Origin of the sequence: Leptolyngbya sp. NIES-2104 (genome assembly GCF_001485215.1) — a bacterium.
Lineage (GTDB): Bacteria > Cyanobacteriota > Cyanobacteriia > Leptolyngbyales > Leptolyngbyaceae > Leptolyngbya.
In genome coordinates, this window is sequence record NZ_BBWW01000001.1 from 2,665,448 (window position 1) to 2,683,186 (window position 17,739).

The window sequence follows — 17,739 nt, forward strand, 5'->3', positions numbered from 1 at the left end:
AGTGTGATTCTATTGTCTATAGAAAATGACCGAAATTACGCTCGTGAACCGCCTCCGACTGTGCCGCTAGGAGCACCTGATCCAGGAGGAGGGTCAATTTGAGCCTGAATCGAAAAACCGGACATGAAGGTAAAGGAAATTCCAAGCAGCAAACTCAGGCTACAGGTTACACGAAAGAATTGAGTGGGGGTCATTTTTTAGGCAGTAAGTAAAGGTTCAACAGTTGAGTGATTCAATTCCAAACGGGGCAGCAATTGATTGCATTCGGAATGATCAGGGAAGCGTAAAAGATCAACTTCATCTACGCCAATTTCATGGGAACTGAACTGGGAAAACAAGAATTTTGCTGTAACGGAAGGAATAGAGCGATTTGCGAACGTCCTGAGTTACAAAAGGTTCGGTCGCAATCAAAATACTATACACACTTGTTTTCCCATCTCAGCAATTATACGTAGAATTCTAGCCAGATATAACAAGCTTCATTAAAGAACTCATGCAGCTTGTGTAAAGATTGTTAGGAAGCGCGAACATTCAACCGCTAAGGCTGAGGGAGCTTACATCCTGTGGTTTTCTGCACAATTTAAATGTTTGCGTATTTTTTTGTAGGCTGATTTCTTGATTTAGATTTGAGTCATTGCTTGATCGAATCTGAGTTGTACACATTCCTTTTTCTTATGTAAGACAAGGCTTCCTAAATAACAAGAATTCAGCGAAAAAATAGGACTTTTTCCACTTAATTAAGTATTAATTCATACTGATGACAACAGAAATTGCAGGGCAAGCACGATCGCTCAATTTCAACGCCACAAAAATGAGCTAAGCTAAATTCCGATTCTTCGTTCAAATGTTCTATGCGCTACTCTGCTTCTGCCCTGTTGGTTAGCTTGCTGCTGATAGCGGGATGTTCTAATCCTGAAACGGCTCAATCTCCGGTTTCTGAAAGCCCCAAACCAGAAGCAGCCCGCAATCTCGTTATTCCTTCTGCACCGCCGTCTGCCCCGCTCGCGATCGCGCCCACGACTCCAGATCCAAACACCACGAAGCTTGTTCAACCGTATCTCGCTAAACTCGCCGCTCAAGGTTATCCGTCATCGGCTCAAGGTCTCTGGATTCAAACCGGAAATCAGCTTCTCGCAAACCATCAGGGAACGACACCCCTTTCTGCTGCATCGCTTACGAAAGTTGCAACTTCTCTAGCGGCACTACAGACTTACGGAGTTGATCATCGATTTCAAACGATCGTGGGAACGAATGGAACGATTGAAAACGGAGTCGTCAAAGGGGATTTGATTGTTCAAGGGGGCGATGATCCGCTTTTCGTCTGGGAAGAAGCGATCGCACTTGGAAATGCACTTTCTCAACAAGGAATCAAACAAGTCACAGGCGATTTGATTGTCACAGGTCGCTTCTTCATGAATTTTGAGACCGATTTAGGCAAGACTGGAACACTACTAAAACAAGGCTTGAATGCGAAAACTTGGTCGAGTGAAGTGATCGCACAATATGAAACGCTTCCGGCTGGCACTCCCAAACCACAAATCGCGATCGCAGGTTCGGTAAAAGTTGCCGCGAATCCTCCAAGCTTTAAGACGATCGCGCGACATCAATCGTTACCGCTGCCTGAACTGCTAAAGAGAATGAACCGTTTTAGTAATAATGCAATGGCAGAGATTGTGGCAAGCTCGATCGGGGGCGCGAAAGTCGTTTCTTTCAAAGCTGCACAAGCCGCAGGAGTACCCCAGACCGAAGTAATTTTAGTCAATGGTTCGGGGTTAGCAGTGGAAAATCGAATTTCGCCGCGGGCTGTATGCTCGATGTTTTTAGCGATCGATCAATTGCTCAAACCCTCAAAAATGACGATCGGGGATATTTTCGCGATCGTCGGCACTGATGAAGGGATTCTCGACGGTCGCAAGCTTCCGACTGGACTCGTGACAAAATCCGGCAGTCTCAATGAAGTGAGTGCGTTAGCGGGAGTATTACCCACTAGCAAGAATGGCTTAGTTTGGTTTGTGATTATGAATGGTGGGGGCGCAAATCTAGAAGGATTCCGCTCAGGACAAGAAGCATTGTTAAATTCGTTTGCGAATCAATGGGGGAGAGTGCCAACGGCTCCGGCAGAACTAGCGGCAAATCGCGATCGAGCGAATCTCAAATCTGTGATTGAAAAAGCAAATTAAAATTATCGCTGTGTACGAGCCTGATTCTGATTGATGGAATGATGACTTTACTCAAAGGAACCCGCGCGATGACTAATCCACAAGAGATCCTAGTCGAGAAACAGGTGACTTATACGCTTCAAGTGAATGGGCAAGTTTTTGTGATTCAGAATGTTCCCGCTCGTGTCAATGAAGAAACCGGAGAACAATTCTTTTCGCCCTCAACTGTAGAGCGATTGCAGCAAACTATTCTAACCAAACACGAACCAGATCACTTTACGAAAGTTCCTGTCTACAACTATGCAGCCTGAACTATGACTGCAAAAAGTTCTACAGTGAGTAAAGAAGATTCAAAAAAGTATCATGACTGAGTTTCACACGATTCGTGTCTATCATCGTCAAAAAGACAAGTTCTATACGTTCAAAGTACCGAGCGATCGCTATATTCTTCAATGCGGCGAAACTCAAGGGGTTGAACTACCGTTTTCCTGCCGCAACGGAGCCTGTACGACTTGTGCAGTGCGAGTATTATCTGGAGATTTAGAACAGCCGGAAGCAGTAGGATTGTCGCCGGAATTGAAGCAACAGGGCTATGCACTTTTATGTGTGAGCTATGCGCGATCGGATATCGAAGTCGAAACACAAGATGAAGATGAAGTGTACGAACTGCAATTCGGGCGCTTTTTTGGCAAAGGTCGGGTGAAGCGGGGATTGCCATTAGATGAGGAATAAGCCATGAGTGTGTCGATCGCGAAATGGACACTAGATGAATATCATCAAATGATCGAGGCGGGCATTTTGGACGATCGCCGCGTGGAACTATTGCGAGGAGAAATTATCGAAATGCCGCCAGAAGGAGAACCTCATGCGTTTGACTCGAACGAAGCGTTCAAATATCTGCTGAAAGTTTTGGATGGTTTAGCAGATGTTCGCGCTGATAAACCGATTACGTTACCAAACCAGTCAGAACCGGAACCGGATTTGGCAATTGTTCAAGATCTCGGACGTGAATATCGGAGCCATCATCCATATCCTGAAAACATTTTTTGGGTGATCGAGTATTCTAATTCCAGCTTGAGCAAAGATCTTGAGAGTAAGCGCAAAATCTACGCTGAAGTTGGAATTCGTGAATATTGGGTGGTAAACCTCAAAAAGTCAGAATTGATCGTGTTTCGTGATCCGCAGAATGGGGATTACAGTTCGGAGACGAAGTTCACGACGGGAACGATCGCGCCTTTTGCATTTCCTGAAACAGAAATTTCAATCGATCGCGTTCTCAACAGTTAGAGGATGGTCTTACAATAGGGCGAACGCTGTGGATTTCAGAACGTATGAAGACATTCCAGGCGATTCGCGGTCTTTTGCCGCTGATCAAGCTATATCCTTGGGCGATTCCAGCGATCGTGGTTTTAGGCATTTTGTCTTCTCTGTCTGAAGGCTTCGGTATTAGTCTATTCATTCCGCTCCTTCAAAGCGTTCAACAGACCGACGCTTCGAGTGGAAACTTTTTCCTTGGCTCGATTCATCAGCTTTTCTCTGGAATTCCAGACGAGTCTCGATTTGTATTTATCGCTGGATTTATTTTTGTCTGTATTCTACTGAAATCTATATTGACCTACAGTAATACGGTGCTGTTTGCTTGGTTGAATTCTCAGATTAGTCACAGACTACGATCGAACATTTTCAACCAGCTTCTGAGTGTGAGCTACAGCTATCTAGAGCGCAATGATACCGGAAAGTTTATCAATACACTCGCAACCGAAACTTGGCAAACTAGCCGAGCGCTGAGTATCTTTGTCAATTTGATTATCGATAGCTGTACGGTTTTAGTGTTTGCTGTGTTTTTGCTGCTGATTTCGTGGCAGTTAACAATTTGGGTGAGTATTGCGATCGTGCTGATTTCGATCACGATTCAGATTGTGACGCGGCAGGTGAAATCGATCGGTCAAGCGGCAGTGCAGGCGAATCAATCGCTTGCCGATCGTATGTGGGAAGGATTGGGCGGAATGCGCGTGATTCGGGCATTTGGACGGGAGCGCTATGAGCAACAGCGGTTCGATCGAGCATCAGAACGAGTGCGGCGATCGTTCTTTAAGCTAGAAATGCTTTCCGGAATTGTCAGTCCTTTATCAGAAACATTGTCCGCAGCATTGCTTTTATTGATTCTGGTCATTGCACTGAGAGCAAATCAAACAGCGTTACCAACCTTACTTACGTTTGTGTTTATTCTGTATCGATTGCAGCCGAAGGTGAAGCAAATAGACGCGGCGCGTGTGGCGTTGGCGAGTTTGATGAGTTCGGTTGCGGAAGTGATGGCACTGCTCGATCGCGCTGATAAACCTTATTTGATCTCCGGGCACATTCCGTTTCAGGGATTAGAGCGGGAGATTTGGTTTAGAGGAGTTAGCTTTCACTACAATGCTCATGAGCCGTCTGCTGTTCAAAATATTTCGCTGTGCATTCCACAAGGAAAAACGACGGCATTTGTGGGACCGTCTGGCGCAGGAAAATCGACGCTGATTAGTTTGCTGTGTCGGTTTTTTGATCCCACGATCGGAGAAATCTATATCGATGGTTGTCCGTTGAAACAGCTTCGGTTGGAGGCGTGGCGCGATCGACTTGCGATCGTTAGCCAAGATATTTATATGTTCAGCACGACGATTCGAGAGAACATCGCTTATGGTCGGCTTGATGCAACCGATGATGAAATCATCACAGCGGCTCAACTTGCGAATGCAGATGAATTTATTCGACAGTTGCCGTCTGGATATGACACACATATTGGCGATCGAGGGGTGAGATTGTCGGGGGGTCAACGACAGCGAATCGCCCTGGCACGAGCGATTATTCGCGATCCCGAAATTCTGATTCTCGATGAAGCCACGAATGCACTGGATAGTATTGCTGAGGATTTGATTCAGGAAGCATTGAAAACGCTGAGTCGAAATCGTACTGTGATTGTGATTGCTCATCGACTTTCGACGATCGAGCAAGCGGATCAAATTATTGTGCTGAATCAGGGTCAAGTCGTTGAGCAAGGAAATCTACAGCAACTACTAGAACATCGAGGCTTATTTACTCAACTGTATCAACTGCAAAACCGTCAGAAATGAACAATGCCTTATTCAATTCACGAGATTGAAGTCACTCAACCTTTACCGACCTTAACGCTGTCTGAACGCGATACAGGGGTCGGCTTGATTGTGCGACGATACGATCGAGCAATCGGTTTTTTGATGCAGCCCTGGGATCAGCCTCAGATTGATGCAGATACGATCGCGTCCTGGATTGCCCAAAAGCTGAGTGCAAAAATACTTCAAGAAGCAATTCGCGATGAAGGGGAAAGCCTAGAAATTTCTCATCGTCCATCTTTAACCGTAGCAATCTGTACTAAAGATCGACCGGAGCAATTAGCTCGTTGTTTGAATTCGCTTTTGAAGGTGCAGTCTGATCAGGTTGAGATTGTTGTGATTGATAATGCACCGAGTGACGATCGCACTCAGAAGCTAGTTGCAACTCTGCCCACGGTTCGATATGTCCAAGAACCGAAAGCAGGTCTAAACTTTGCTCGAAATCGTGCTTTAGAAGTTGCAAACACAGAACTACTGGCGTTTTTGGATGATGATGTTGTGGTCGATCGATTGTGGTTAGACGGATTGATCACCGCTTGGGCAGAAAATCCAGATGCCGCAGCATGGACGGGATTAGTTTTACCGTATGAACTGGAGACTGAATCTCAGATTTTATTTGAAAGTCGAGGCGGGTTTGGTCGCGGTTTTGAGAAGATTCGCTATGGTCAAATTTTGCCCGGAAATTCGCTGTATCCCTGTGGGGCAGGTATTTTCGGGGCAGGGTGTAATATGGCATTTCGACGGGACATTCTCTTGAAACTGGACGGATTCGATGAAGCGTTAGATACAGGTGCGCCGCTTCCGGGGGGTGGTGATTTGGATATTTTCTATCGGATTATTCGATCGAACAATGTTCTTGTTTATGAGCCACAGTATTTGGTGTATCACCAACATCGTCGAGAATCTGAAAAATTGCGTCGCCAATATTGGTCTTGGGGGTTGGGATTGATGGCATTTGTCGCCAAGTCATATCAATCTGATCCTTCACAGCGCAGTCAATTTCAGGGATTGGTGAAATGGTGGTTCCAATATCAAAGTAAGCAATTGATCAAAAGCTGGTTTGGTCGGCATCCGTTACCCGCAACTATGATTTTGGCGGAAATGTGGGGCGGGATTCGGGGATTGTTGGGCGAATATCCGCGATCGCAGCAGCGCATTGAAGAGATCCGGAGGCAATCGGTATGAATTCGTTTAAGCCCTGGAAAGTTTTGCATCTAGATCTGAGTGATCCGATTCCTGACTTAAACGCGAACGATCACTATCAGGGGCTGTATCTTGTCATCTTTTGGGCAAACATTCCTTTAGGACATTTAGAGCTTCAAATGGCTCAGTTACCAATGGTTGCTTCTGAGTTGAGAAACTTAATTTTGCAAGCGATCGCGCCTTCTGTTGGTTCGCATCTACTCAAAACAGGCTTTCAAGGAGAGCTACCGATTGACTCACCTAAAACAATTCCACCAGATCTAACGGAGGTCTTAGCGTTAGAGAAACCGTTGGAATTGATGCGATCGCAGACTGTAACGTTACCGACAGAATCTTCAGTTTCGGTGATTGTCTGTACCCGCGATCGTCCCCATGCTCTGAAAGATTGTTTGCGATCGCTTCAAGCCCTCGATCCGCCACCGTTCGAGGTTTTAGTCATTGATAATGCACCGAGTTCTGATGCCACTTATCAGATTGTGGCTCAAATGCCGAACATTCGATATGTGAAAGAACCGCGATCGGGCTTGAGTGCGGCTCGAAATCGAGGGATTCAAGAAAGTCGCGGCAGCATTCTTGCTTTTACCGATGATGATGTTGCCGTTCATCCTCACTGGACAGCCCGACTGCAACAAGCCTTTTCTGAACCCCGCATCCTGGCAGTTACCGGATTAGTGTTGCCCACTCAGCTTGAAACCGAATCGCAATTTCTGTTTGAAAAAAGCTTTGGTGGATTCGGTCAGGGATATCGCTCAAAAGAGTTTGATTCAGCGTTTTTTCAAACGATGCAGGGGCGAGGAGTTCCTGTTTGGAGAATGGGCGCAGGGGCAAATATGGCATTTCGTCGCAGTATATTTGAGAAAGTCGGGGAATTTGATCAGCGATTGGGCGCAGGTCGATCGGGCTGTAGCGAAGATTCTGAACTGTGGTATCGCATTTTAGCCGAAGGAGGTCACTGTTACTATGAACCGAAAGCGGTCGTCTTTCACACGCATCGAACCGATTTAGCGAGTCTCAAATCTCAGATGTATCAGTATATGCGGGGTCATGTGACGGCTTTATTGATTCAGTTTGAGCACTATCGACATTGGGGCAATCTGCGTCGATTGGGAATTGCATTGCCTCGATACTATTTGAGAAGAACGATCGCGCAACTATTAAATCGAAGCCGAATTCCCGCTGAGATTTTAAGCGCCGAAATTCGAGGCTGTTTAGCTGGACTATTGTTTTATTGGCAAAATCGGCAATCTCGAAGCAATACCAATCATGAGTAATCGATGATGTATAAACAAGCGTTACCAGACTTTTTATCTCGAAATCCGTTTCCTCATCCCTTGACTCAAGGTTTCTTCTACCGTGAGAAAATGCGGGCAATTCATCGCATTGCACCCGATCGAGCTTTTGAAACGATTCTCGAAGTCGGGGGCGGTCAGGGTGGACTCACCGCATTGCTGTATCCGCGATCGCAAATTACTAATCTCGATCTCGATCCCCGATACGCTGCTGCGCCTTGCAATCAGCAAGCTCAAGTTCGCTTTATTTGTGGCGATGCGACTGCGCTACCGTTTGACGATGAAAGCTTTGATGCGGTCACAATGTTTGATGTGCTCGAACACATCCCGGATCATAAAAGCGCGATCGCTGAAGCGTTCCGAGTCTTGCGCCCCGATGGATTTCTGCTGGTTAGCACTCCGAATGAGCACTGGCAATTTCCTTACTATGCGCTGATGAAGCCAATTTGTCCGGCTGAATCTGAAGTGATGGCAGAATGGGGTCATGTTCGACGCGGATATACTTTAGCTGACCTCACCGCGTTAATTGATGTTCCTTGCCAAGGTTCTGCCACGTTTATCAATCCGGTGACTGTGGTTGGACATGACATTGCGTTTTCTAAGTTACCAGGACGAGTTCAGCGATCGCTCTGTACGTTACTTAGTCCTATGATTTGGTTGAGCTATGCACTGCATCGTCCAGAATCAAAAGGCACAGAAACCGCGTCCGCATGGCAAAAATCGTCTGGGTTACTTTTCGGACATTTGCATGATTTGTCGCCATCGCCATAAAAGAACGCGATCGTAAGGTCGCCAAATCGCTGGCTGTTGTTGAGTTGTCAGATGATTAATCTCATCGATCGTCATTGTTGATCTCGATCGCTTAAATTGCTGCACAAAGTTCAGCCAATCTCGTTGGTCTTTCCAAACGAGCAAAGTGAAGGGGCGAGTGATGAAACTCACGATCGCAAACAATACAACCTTGTAGAGTCCGGGACGCAGAAGCACGACGCGATCGACACTCAAACAGCGAGCAACCCAAACAAACATACTCCGATAATCGCCGCTCACATAGCTTTTCCCGATCAGATAGTTATAGAAGGTACTTTTTGACCAGCGACAAAGGCGATCGGGAATGTTCGGATTGCGCTGTTGCACCTCGCTCATCATCACTTCATAGGATTTCGCCATCACGGGAGCATTCGTTGCCATGCTCCCGACATACTGCCGATATCCGATTAGATATTCAGGCACCACGCGCACAGAATACTGTTCAGCAATACGAATATAAATATCCCAATCTTCGCAACCTTGAGCCTCTTGCGCTCTGAGATTGCAGTTATAGCCACCGACGCGATCGATACAACTTCGACGAAACAAGGCAGTGCTAGCATTATCTAGAAAATTAAAATACAGCAATCCGTTAAAGACGTGACCTTCAGCAGCAGTGAAATCCTGATCAGCAATGTATCGACCCATAATTTCTCCAGCTTCGTTCAGATAAACCGACCACGAGTAGACTAATCCAACGGTTTCATCAGCGGCTTCAATGCAGCGAACTTGCTTTTCGAGCTTTTCGGGATACCAGATATCATCCGCATCGATCGGGGAAATGTACTCACCGTTTGAGGCTTCAATGGCTAGATTTCGAGCGGCTGCGACTCCTGAATTTGCTTGTCGAATTAACCGAATTCGGCGATCGCGCTGAGCATATGATTCTACGATTTCGGCAGTTCGATCACCCGAACCATCATCCACCACAATAATCTCAAAATCCTGATAAGTTTGCTCCAAAACCGAGTCTAATGTCTGCCCAATAAAGGCTTCTGCGTTGTAAGCCGGAATAATCACCGATACCAGCGAATTGCAAATCATGAGTATGTTTCACACGAATTCAGCTTGATCAAAACCTACTTTCGCGAGAGTCAAATCTATCTAAGGATGAAGCATTGATGAGTTAGGCGGATCGCTGTTGTTGCCGTTCTCGAATGCGATCGATTGATCCAATCGGAATCGCCGAAATCAATTGACGGGTGTACGGCGTTTGTGGTTTTCGATAGATTGTATCAGCGGTGCCGATTTCCTCGATCTTGCCGCGATTCATGACGATAATGCGATCGCTCATAAATTTCACGACGCTCAAATCGTGCGAGATGAAGATATAGGTTAAGCCGAATTCAGACTGTAATTCTTTCAGCAGGTTCAACACTTGCGCTTGAACTGAGACATCAAGGGCTGAAACTGATTCATCACAGATAATGAATTTGGGATTGAGGGCAAGCGATCGAGCAATACAAATCCGCTGCCGCTGTCCTCCCGAAAATTCGTGCGGATAGCGATTGATCCATTTCGGATCGAGTCCAACGCGCTGTAATAGATACTCGACTCGTTCTTTGAATTCTTTGCGGTTGCCTCGTCCATAAATCAGCAATGGTTCCATCACCGCATCGCCAATGTTCATTCTTGGATCGAGTGAACTGTAAGGATTCTGGAAAATAATTTGGGCATCGCGCCGCAATTGACGCACCCGATTTTTTGAGAGCTTGAGAATGTCTTCTTTCTCAAAGAAAATCTTGCCTTGTTTCGGTTCGATCAATCGAATTAAGGTTCGTGCCAAAGTCGATTTACCGCAGCCTGATTCGCCCACCAGTCCGAGTGTTTCACCCGGATACACATCGAACGAAACATCATTCACTGCCATCGTGTAGCGCTTCGTTTGACCAAACACACCACGAATCGGAAACGCCACTTGTAGATTTTGAACCGAAACCAAAGGCTCTTTTTGCTGAAGCGTTTTCAAGCGTTGAGCAAATTCCGCTTCGCTCACTTCTTCCGCTTCCGCTAGTGCCGTATCGACATCGCGCCGTTTTGCCTGAATGAGTTTCTCTCCAGTTGGCAGCATTGAGACATCCATGAAGTCCGAAACCGTCGGCAAGAATCGCAACCGTCGATCGGGCTGAGGTCGGCAAGTCAGTAAGCCTTTTGTATACGGGTGTTTCGGATTCGCAAAAATGTCTAGAACCGAGCCATACTCTACGATTTTGCCTTCGTACATCACCGCGACATCATCGGCGATTTCTGCAATCAAACCGAGATCGTGTGTGATAAACATCATGCCCATGCCGCGTCGATCGCGTAATTCTCGCAGCAGATCGAGAATCGTAGCTTGTACTGTGACATCAAGGGCTGTGGTCGGTTCGTCTGCGATTAAGAGCGTGGGATTACACGCGATCGCCATTGCAATCATGATCCGCTGCAATTGTCCGCCAGAAAGTTCGTGCGGATAGCGATCGAGCATTGCTGTTTTAGCGCGATTAATTTCTTGATCGAGTTCGGTTTGGCTCGGTCTGCGATCGCGCTCTTCGAGAATACGCCCCTTTAGTTCTTCATCCGAGGGCAGCACTCGAACTTCTTGAAGTAATGAAGCTGCTTGCCGTCGCGCTTCAGATTGCGAAATGTCTTGATGCTGTCGAATGGCTTCGACTAACTGAAATCCGCAGGTGTACACCGGATTGAGCGAACTCATCGGCTCCTGGAAAATCATCGAAATCTGCTCGCCTCGGTATGCCTGCATTCGCTTTTCGGGCAGGGCGAGGAGATTGATCGGTTCTTGAGCCTCTTCGGGTTGAAACCAGATCTCGCCGCCTGTTACTCGTCCCGGTGGATTTGGAATCAATCGCATCACCGCCAGCGAGGTGACAGATTTTCCTGACCCTGATTCGCCTACGATTCCGAGTGTTCGTCCACTTTGCACTTGAAACGAGATGCCGTCAACCGCTTTTACCACTCGTTCATCGGTCTTAAATTGAACTTGAAGGTTACGGACGTTCAGGATGGTAGCGCTCATAGGTTTGGCAAGTCAGGGAGGAGATGATTAATTCTAGCAACGCGATCGCACGTCGTAAGGTTCCTGATGCACTAAAGCATTGACAGATCGCCCGCAACTTCTAATCGTTTGTAGCGTCCGAGTGTGATGTAGGTTTCCGCGAGATTTTCTGCGATCGAGGGGCTAATCCAACCCATTTGGCGCAGGACATGAATTGCGATCGCGTATTTCGCCCGTTTCGCGCCGTCCATCACCTTGATCGCTAGTCCCATTCCTTCGCCAACCCGACCAATACACTGAACACCTTCTGCGCCTGTTTTACTGACCAGTTCGCCTTCGGTGAGCCGCATCAGTTCGGTGTCAAATTCTCCTTCACCTGCGACCATCGTCGGATGATGCGTCATGGCTCTAAGAATTCGCTCCATGTCTAAGTTTCCGCCTGATGCCAGTTGAGCATACAGCCAAGCGAGTTGACGAAGCTGCATAAAGTACGTCGGTGCGCCGCAGTCGTCACGAGCGGGAATGAACTCTTCAGCCGGATTTTTCAGCAGTTCTGCCAGTTTGCTCAGAATCAATTGCTGAACCGGGTGATTGTAGTGCAAATAGTTATTGAGCGGGTAGCCGAGCTGTTGAGAAACGGCTAACATTCCAGCATGTTTTCCAGAGCAGTTATATTGCAGACGACTTTGTTTGCCGTCGGGAATTGGGCATTGAAGGGCAGTGGGATCAACATCTGAGCGCCAAAGAATGTTGAACACTTGGCGGACTTGTTCGATCGTGCCGCGATGCGAACTGCAAATGATCGCTAAATCTCGATCGCTTAAGTTAAATCGCTCTAGTGTCCCGGATGCGGTGACTGCGATCGCTTGAAATGGCTTTAAGACGGATCGAGCAAATGTTGCGGTTTCGGGGCTACCTGCACATAAAAGCAAGCGTCCACGATCGTCACAAATGACCGCCTGAGCGTGATGAACTGATTCTGTGATCCCTTCGCGCAGTAACCGGACTTCAAGTTCTGCGGTGGCTTGAATTTTTCTTCCCCTAGTCATGAGTAGCAATCTAACACACCCGCATGAAGGCGGCTCACTCGCGTTAAAAATCGCAATAACGACTGTGCCTAAGAGTAATGTTTGAAAAGTTATCGTTGGTTGCGCCTCCCGCCCTGAAATGGAATTTCGGGCTAATCGACGAAAGTCCATTTCCAATGGACTAAGAACCTGAAACTGCCTCTGAGTCTACTTCAGTAGACTTTCTACGGTTAGCCCGAAATTCATTTCAGGGCGGGAGGCGATAGAAGCGAAAAGACTGTTCAAACACCCTCTAAGAGCGTTCACGCAGAAGTCTATTCTTTCCAAAACAAAACCCCTTGAGCGTCTGTCCGTGTTTCGACTTCAAGGGGTTTTGCAAAGTTGCTCCTCACACCCCTATAGAATCTCATGGGTTCCCCCTATCTCCTATCTGTCTTGTGACAGATTTCTGAGTGCACCATTTCAGCCAAAACACTGAAAATTCTTGATTTGCCTGATTTGGAGAGCAAATGGAAGAATTTTTCAAAACCTGCCGTCATCGGTAAAATGAAATCGTTAGGGCAGAATAACGATTAGCAACACTTGGAGAAGTCACAGTCATGTCTAAGAAAGCGTTTGCATTCGGAGCGATCGCAGGATTGGGGATTGCATTTGCCGTTTCACAACCGTCTCAAGCCCAACAAGTCCCCAGTAGTGCAGATTTGCTGCGTGATCCTCAAGCTCAAGATTCGCTCAATAGCCTGTTTAACAATCGGGGCGACAATCCGACTGGCGGGTTGATGGATCTGATTCAGCGCGTGTCAAACCCGACGGTCGATTCTGAAACCTTCCGTCAACAGCAACGTGAAAGTCTGGATGCTGCAACCGCAGATTTTCTCAAGCGTCGTCAATTGTTGCTGCAAAATCAAGCGGTTCCAGTTGCACCTGCACCCGTCGTTCAGCCTGTGAGATAGTTCACTTTGCGATCGCTCGAAATGTAAATTGCCCAGATTTTGCTGGAGTCACTTGCACCAGGGCAATTGCCATTTCTCGATCGCCGTTTGACGTAAATCGAACCGGATTCACAGCGCCAATTGCCGCAAAATTCGAGATTGAAAGCGTCGCTCGAATGCCGTTGCGGGTTGGTGCTTTTTGCAGTGCGGCAATCATCGCTTGGGTGGCATCATAACCGAGCGCTGATCGCCATTGAGCGGGTCTACCCCAAATCGATCGCGCTTGCTGCTCAAACGGTGAATTCTGTAACTGAGTTTGCGCCGATGGAATCGCAATGGTCATTCCGGTTGCAAGCGTTCCTAACTCGGTCAGAATTCGAGAGGAATAAAGCGCGTCGCCTGCCAGAATCGGTAAGCGTTTTTGATTGGCGTTGATGACTAATAAAGCACGATCGAGTAATTCAGTATTGGGAGCTAGGAGAATCGCTTCGGCTCCTTTTTTGATCGCTTGATTCACACTTTCGGCAATCTCGATCGCGGGATCGCTCAGATCGATTTCTGCAACGACTTGACCTTTATCGCCGTAGTAAAGTGCATCTTTGAACGAATCGGTCAGCGATCGACTGTAGCGATTTTTGGAATTGAAAAAGATCGCGACTTTACGCTTCTTCAATCTCTGCATCATGTGAGCCGCAAGCTGTTTCGCTGGTAATTCATCACTCGGCATCGTGCGAAACACGTATTGACTAAAACCCGATAAATCTTTGGCAGAACTCACTGGAGAAATCGCAACCAGTTCGCCTGCTTGATAGATTTTGCCCGCTGCATAGGTAGTGTCGCTGGTTCCATGTCCAATCACCCCTAGAATGCTTGAATCATTCACGAGTTGGGACGCGATCGCGGTTGCTAATTCCGGTTTTGCATCATCGGACGCGATCGCAATTCTCAATTTCATCGCTTTGGTGCGATTGATGCGATCCTGAGCTTGAGCAATTCCGCGAAGAACTTCGATCGACGGTTGCGGTTGGGTGCGAATGGGAACGACAACTGCGATCGTAAAAGCTTGCTCTTTGCCAATTCGAGCATTGTTTAGATAAATCAACGTTTCTGGATCAGCTTTATCCGCTTGTCGTGCTTTCTCTAGCAGTTTCACCGCTGCGGGAAAATTTTCGCTTTTCATTTCGTCGATCGCGGCTTGCTTCAAAGGCGCATTTGACAGCGGATTTAGCGAGAGTTCTCCGAGACTCACAGGTTGTAGAGATTGCTCGATCGGTGCAGGTGGCGGATCGTTGCGAGTGAGTGACCAGAATGAGACTCCCACGATCGAAGCTACTCCTAGTCCAAGTGCCGCAAATTTGAGACGGTTTTGCGATCGACGCGGACGCGGGCGATCGATCTTTGACAGCGGAACTTGCGTAAAGATCGAAGACTTGACTTGATTGAGATCTGCTACTACTTCGGATGCGGATTGATAGCGATCGTTAAAATGGAACTGCGTCATCTTCTCCAGTACTGCCGCAAAATCATCGCTGACTTTTGCTCGTGAGCCTTGCTGCACTGCGTGTTCGCGCCAGACAATACTGTAAGTTTTGGGATCAAGTGCAAATTGCGACGGGCGAACTCCAGTTAATGCCTGAATCGCAATCATTCCAAGCGAATACAAATCGCTATTAAATCTGGGTCGTCCTAAACATTGTTCGCTGGCAGCATAGCCGGAAGTATAGACCGGAACGCTCATCTGAGTTTGAGGAGCAGTATCCGCGAGAGAGGTATCAATGATCGTTTTCACGGCTCCGAAATCGATCAGAACGAGCTTTTGATCGCGATCGCGTCTCATCAGATTTTCAGGCTTCAGATCCCGATGGATCACTCCATGTTCGTGCACAAACTCTAAAACACGAGTCACATCTTCCACAAGCTCGATCACTTGCGATTCTGATAATTTCTGACCGCCGCTCAATTCATCACTTAAAGGATGTCCCTGAATGAATTCCTGAACTAAATAAAACTCGTTATCTTCCTCAAAATAAGCGAGCAATTGCGGAATCTGGTCATGCCGACCTAATTTTTCCAGGGTGTCCGCCTCTGCGTAAAACATCCGACGCACTTGACGCAAAATCGCTTCATCCTGGCAAGCAAAGCTCAAATGCTTCAGCACACAGCGAGGATTTCCAGGGCGGCGGGTGTCTTCTGCAATATACGTTTGCCCGAAGCCACCAGAGCCTAGAGCCTGAATGATTTTGTATCTGGCATCAAGAAGTCGTCCTAGCATTGCAACCCTGGAAAGCGATAATGTGCATTGTAGGTCGATCGCTAAATTCGGGACACATGAGAGTCATGAAAATTGAATCACGCCACGACTGGGCACTCACCGCAGAAGATGCGATCGTTATTCAGCAAGAACTTCGTCAAGAAGTCATCACTCAAGATCAGTTTGGTGCAGTGAATTACGTCGCGGGTGTCGATGTCGGATTTGAAGAAGAAGGCGCAATCACACGGGCAGCAGTGGCAATTCTGACGTATCCCGAATTAGAGTTTTGTGATCATGCGATCGCTCGTCGCCCGACAACTTTCCCTTACATTCCCGGCTTTCTCTCATTTCGCGAAGTGCCTGCGGTACTCGATGCCCTCGAACAAGTCAAAACTGTTCCTGATCTGCTGCTCTGTGATGGTCAAGGATTAGCGCATCCGAGACGATTCGGGATTGCTTGCCACCTGGGAATTTTGACAAACTTGCCCGCGATCGGCGTTGCAAAATCTCGACTCGTTGGAACGCATTCGGAAGTGCCAAACGAGCGGGGGGCTTGGGTTCCCTTGCTGCACAAAACAGAAACGATCGGAGCCGTTCTGAGAACGCGAATGAAAACGAATCCGCTGTATATTTCTTCGGGGCATCGGATTAGTTTAGAAAGTGCGATCGCATATGTGATGGGCTGCACCACAAAATACCGATTACCTGAAACGACCAGACATGCTCACAAACTTGCCAGCGGTTGACATGAAACGATTATTTTTATTGATGCTTTTATTGATTAGTATTGCCTTTCCGGTTCAAGCCGCAACTTGCCGGACAATGAACGATCGTGAAATTTGCATTCTCACAATTAAGCGCAGTGCCAAAAACTACTGGGAATACCGCGCCAAAGTTCAAGTTGATGGCGAAGTCAGACCGATGCAAGTCTACGATTGTCGCAAAAAGATTGCTGTGCAAGATAACAAAGTTCTAGAACTATTTGAACAAGATGGAACGGCTGAAGTGGTGTGTAGCTTCTTCAAGCCGCCGAGGGATGCGTTTGGGGTAGCGAGTGGAAAGCCGGGGTCATTTCGCGGAATCACTGATCCGATTCCAAATTTCAGACGTTAAGAACGTCTTAAGAACTGGAAGTTCTAATATTTCTTTGGATAGTGTGATTATCAGATACCTCCTAACTGCGTCTTTTGCCCCGTCTCGACACGGGGTTTTGTTTGAGGCGAAATCTGTAAAATAGAAGAGATCTCTTGAGAAACGAGCGATGCAGCTAGAAGAAGCGATTTTAACGAATGTGCGTTCTCTGTCTCTTGAACAGCAGCAGGCGGTGTTAGAGTTCACACGGACGCTACGCGATCAGAAAAAACGTTCCCGTCGAAAACTCCGTGGATTGTGTGCTGATTTAGAAGTGACGGTGAGCGAAGCCGACATTGCTCAGGCTCGACAAGAAATGTGGGGCAATTTTGGCTCATGAACCTTGTTGCGGATACTCATACGATTATTTGGTATCTTACTCGACCACAAGAATTATCAGAAACTGCTTTATCCGTTCTAGATGGTGCGTCTGACTTAGGCGATCTCATTTACTTATCTGCCATTTCACTCGTCGAGATTTGCTACTTAGTAGAACGCGATCGTATTCCTGCATCAATCCTAGAGCGATTGCAAGTCGAACTCTCAGCAGAAGACGCAGGCATTAAAATCGCGGCACTGGATCAATTGATCGCATTTGCCATTCAACAAATTGATCGATCCACGGTTCCCGAAATGCCCGATCGCATTATTGCCGCAACCGCTTATCATCTAAGCTTGCCACTTGTGACCCGCGATCATAGAATTCGACAACTTCAAACCATTCAAACGATTTGGTGACTCGATATTGCAGAAAAGTGCAAACTGCTTGACCGCTTTCTGTCAGATACTAGGCAAGAATTCACCAACCCT

At 47.2% G+C, this 17,739-nt stretch carries 18 protein-coding genes; 13 read left to right on the plus strand and 5 right to left on the minus strand.

What is annotated here, in order from left to right; genetic code table 11:
• Positions 1–35 precede the first annotated feature (35 nt).
• The gene (locus tag NIES2104_RS31760) at positions 36–194 is read right to left on the minus strand and encodes a hypothetical protein (RefSeq protein ID WP_156426940.1); all 159 of its coding nucleotides are present in this window, start codon (positions 192–194) and stop codon (positions 36–38) included.
• A 657-nt stretch (positions 195–851) separates the two neighbouring features.
• On the opposite strand from NIES2104_RS31760, the gene NIES2104_RS12415 reads away from it, so the two are divergent.
• The 8 genes from NIES2104_RS12415 to NIES2104_RS12450 all read left to right on the plus strand — a co-directional run bounded on the left by NIES2104_RS12415 (position 852) and on the right by NIES2104_RS12450 (position 8,553).
• Positions 852–2,180, plus strand: coding sequence for a D-alanyl-D-alanine carboxypeptidase (locus NIES2104_RS12415; RefSeq protein WP_058998502.1), 1,329 nt, complete (start codon positions 852–854; stop codon positions 2,178–2,180).
• Between the two features lie 68 nt (positions 2,181–2,248).
• Complete coding sequence (locus NIES2104_RS12420; RefSeq protein WP_059001693.1) at positions 2,249–2,470, plus strand: hypothetical protein; 222 nt, start codon at positions 2,249–2,251, stop codon at positions 2,468–2,470.
• A 52-nt stretch (positions 2,471–2,522) separates the two neighbouring features.
• Positions 2,523–2,891 (plus strand): 2Fe-2S iron-sulfur cluster-binding protein, encoded by a 369-nt coding sequence (locus NIES2104_RS12425; protein ID WP_058998503.1) that lies wholly within the window; start codon positions 2,523–2,525, stop codon positions 2,889–2,891.
• Positions 2,892–2,894: 3 nt separating this feature from the next.
• Complete coding sequence (locus tag NIES2104_RS12430; RefSeq protein ID WP_058998504.1) at positions 2,895–3,446, plus strand: Uma2 family endonuclease; 552 nt, start codon at positions 2,895–2,897, stop codon at positions 3,444–3,446.
• A gap of 44 nt (positions 3,447–3,490) precedes the next feature.
• Positions 3,491–5,272, plus strand: coding sequence for an ABC transporter ATP-binding protein (locus NIES2104_RS12435; protein WP_058998505.1), 1,782 nt, complete (start codon positions 3,491–3,493; stop codon positions 5,270–5,272).
• A gap of 3 nt (positions 5,273–5,275) precedes the next feature.
• Positions 5,276–6,475 (plus strand): glycosyltransferase family 2 protein, encoded by a 1,200-nt coding sequence (locus NIES2104_RS12440; protein WP_058998506.1) that lies wholly within the window; start codon positions 5,276–5,278, stop codon positions 6,473–6,475.
• On the plus strand, positions 6,472–7,764 hold the full coding sequence (locus NIES2104_RS12445) for a glycosyltransferase family 2 protein (protein ID WP_058998507.1): 1,293 nt from the start codon (positions 6,472–6,474) through the stop codon (positions 7,762–7,764). The genes NIES2104_RS12440 and NIES2104_RS12445 overlap by 4 nt, the downstream gene beginning before the upstream one ends.
• Positions 7,765–7,767: 3 nt before the next feature.
• Complete coding sequence (locus NIES2104_RS12450) at positions 7,768–8,553, plus strand: class I SAM-dependent methyltransferase (RefSeq protein ID WP_058998508.1); 786 nt, start codon at positions 7,768–7,770, stop codon at positions 8,551–8,553.
• On the opposite strand, the gene NIES2104_RS12455 is transcribed toward NIES2104_RS12450, so the two are convergent.
• From NIES2104_RS12455 to NIES2104_RS12465, 3 genes are all read right to left on the minus strand, one after another.
• Positions 8,512–9,636, minus strand: coding sequence for a glycosyltransferase family 2 protein (locus NIES2104_RS12455; RefSeq protein ID WP_058998509.1), 1,125 nt, complete (start codon positions 9,634–9,636; stop codon positions 8,512–8,514). The genes NIES2104_RS12450 and NIES2104_RS12455 overlap by 42 nt on opposite strands.
• Before the next feature lie 82 nt (positions 9,637–9,718).
• Positions 9,719–11,608: an ABC transporter ATP-binding protein gene (locus NIES2104_RS12460; protein WP_058998510.1), complete on the minus strand. Its 1,890-nt coding sequence runs from the start codon at positions 11,606–11,608 to the stop codon at positions 9,719–9,721.
• A 71-nt stretch (positions 11,609–11,679) separates the two neighbouring features.
• Positions 11,680–12,636, minus strand: a complete 957-nt coding sequence (locus tag NIES2104_RS12465; RefSeq protein WP_058998511.1) for an asparaginase — start codon at positions 12,634–12,636, stop codon at positions 11,680–11,682.
• A gap of 578 nt (positions 12,637–13,214) precedes the next feature.
• Between NIES2104_RS12465 and NIES2104_RS12470 the strand changes: the two genes are divergently transcribed.
• A complete protein-coding gene (locus NIES2104_RS12470; RefSeq protein ID WP_058998512.1) occupies positions 13,215–13,568 on the plus strand; it encodes a hypothetical protein in 354 nt (117 codons plus the stop codon).
• Between the two features lies 1 nt (position 13,569).
• On the opposite strand, the gene NIES2104_RS12475 is transcribed toward NIES2104_RS12470, so the two are convergent.
• Positions 13,570–15,819, minus strand: a complete 2,250-nt coding sequence (locus tag NIES2104_RS12475) for a bifunctional serine/threonine-protein kinase/ABC transporter substrate-binding protein (RefSeq protein WP_058998513.1) — start codon at positions 15,817–15,819, stop codon at positions 13,570–13,572.
• A 65-nt stretch (positions 15,820–15,884) separates the two neighbouring features.
• Between NIES2104_RS12475 and nfi the strand changes: the two genes are divergently transcribed.
• The 4 genes from nfi (at position 15,885) to NIES2104_RS12495 (ending at position 17,667) form a co-directional block, all read left to right on the plus strand.
• On the plus strand, positions 15,885–16,544 hold the full coding sequence (nfi, locus tag NIES2104_RS12480; protein ID WP_058998514.1) for a deoxyribonuclease V: 660 nt from the start codon (positions 15,885–15,887) through the stop codon (positions 16,542–16,544).
• 1 nt (position 16,545) lies between these two features.
• Positions 16,546–16,911, plus strand: a complete 366-nt coding sequence (locus NIES2104_RS12485) for a hypothetical protein (RefSeq protein ID WP_072218059.1) — start codon at positions 16,546–16,548, stop codon at positions 16,909–16,911.
• A 148-nt stretch (positions 16,912–17,059) separates the two neighbouring features.
• A complete protein-coding gene (locus tag NIES2104_RS12490; RefSeq protein WP_058998515.1) occupies positions 17,060–17,269 on the plus strand; it encodes a hypothetical protein in 210 nt (69 codons plus the stop codon).
• Entirely contained in the window at positions 17,266–17,667 is a 402-nt protein-coding gene (locus NIES2104_RS12495) for a type II toxin-antitoxin system VapC family toxin (protein WP_058998516.1), read from the plus strand. Before NIES2104_RS12490 ends, NIES2104_RS12495 begins: the two co-directional genes overlap by 4 nt.
• Positions 17,668–17,739: the final 72 nt, after the last annotated feature.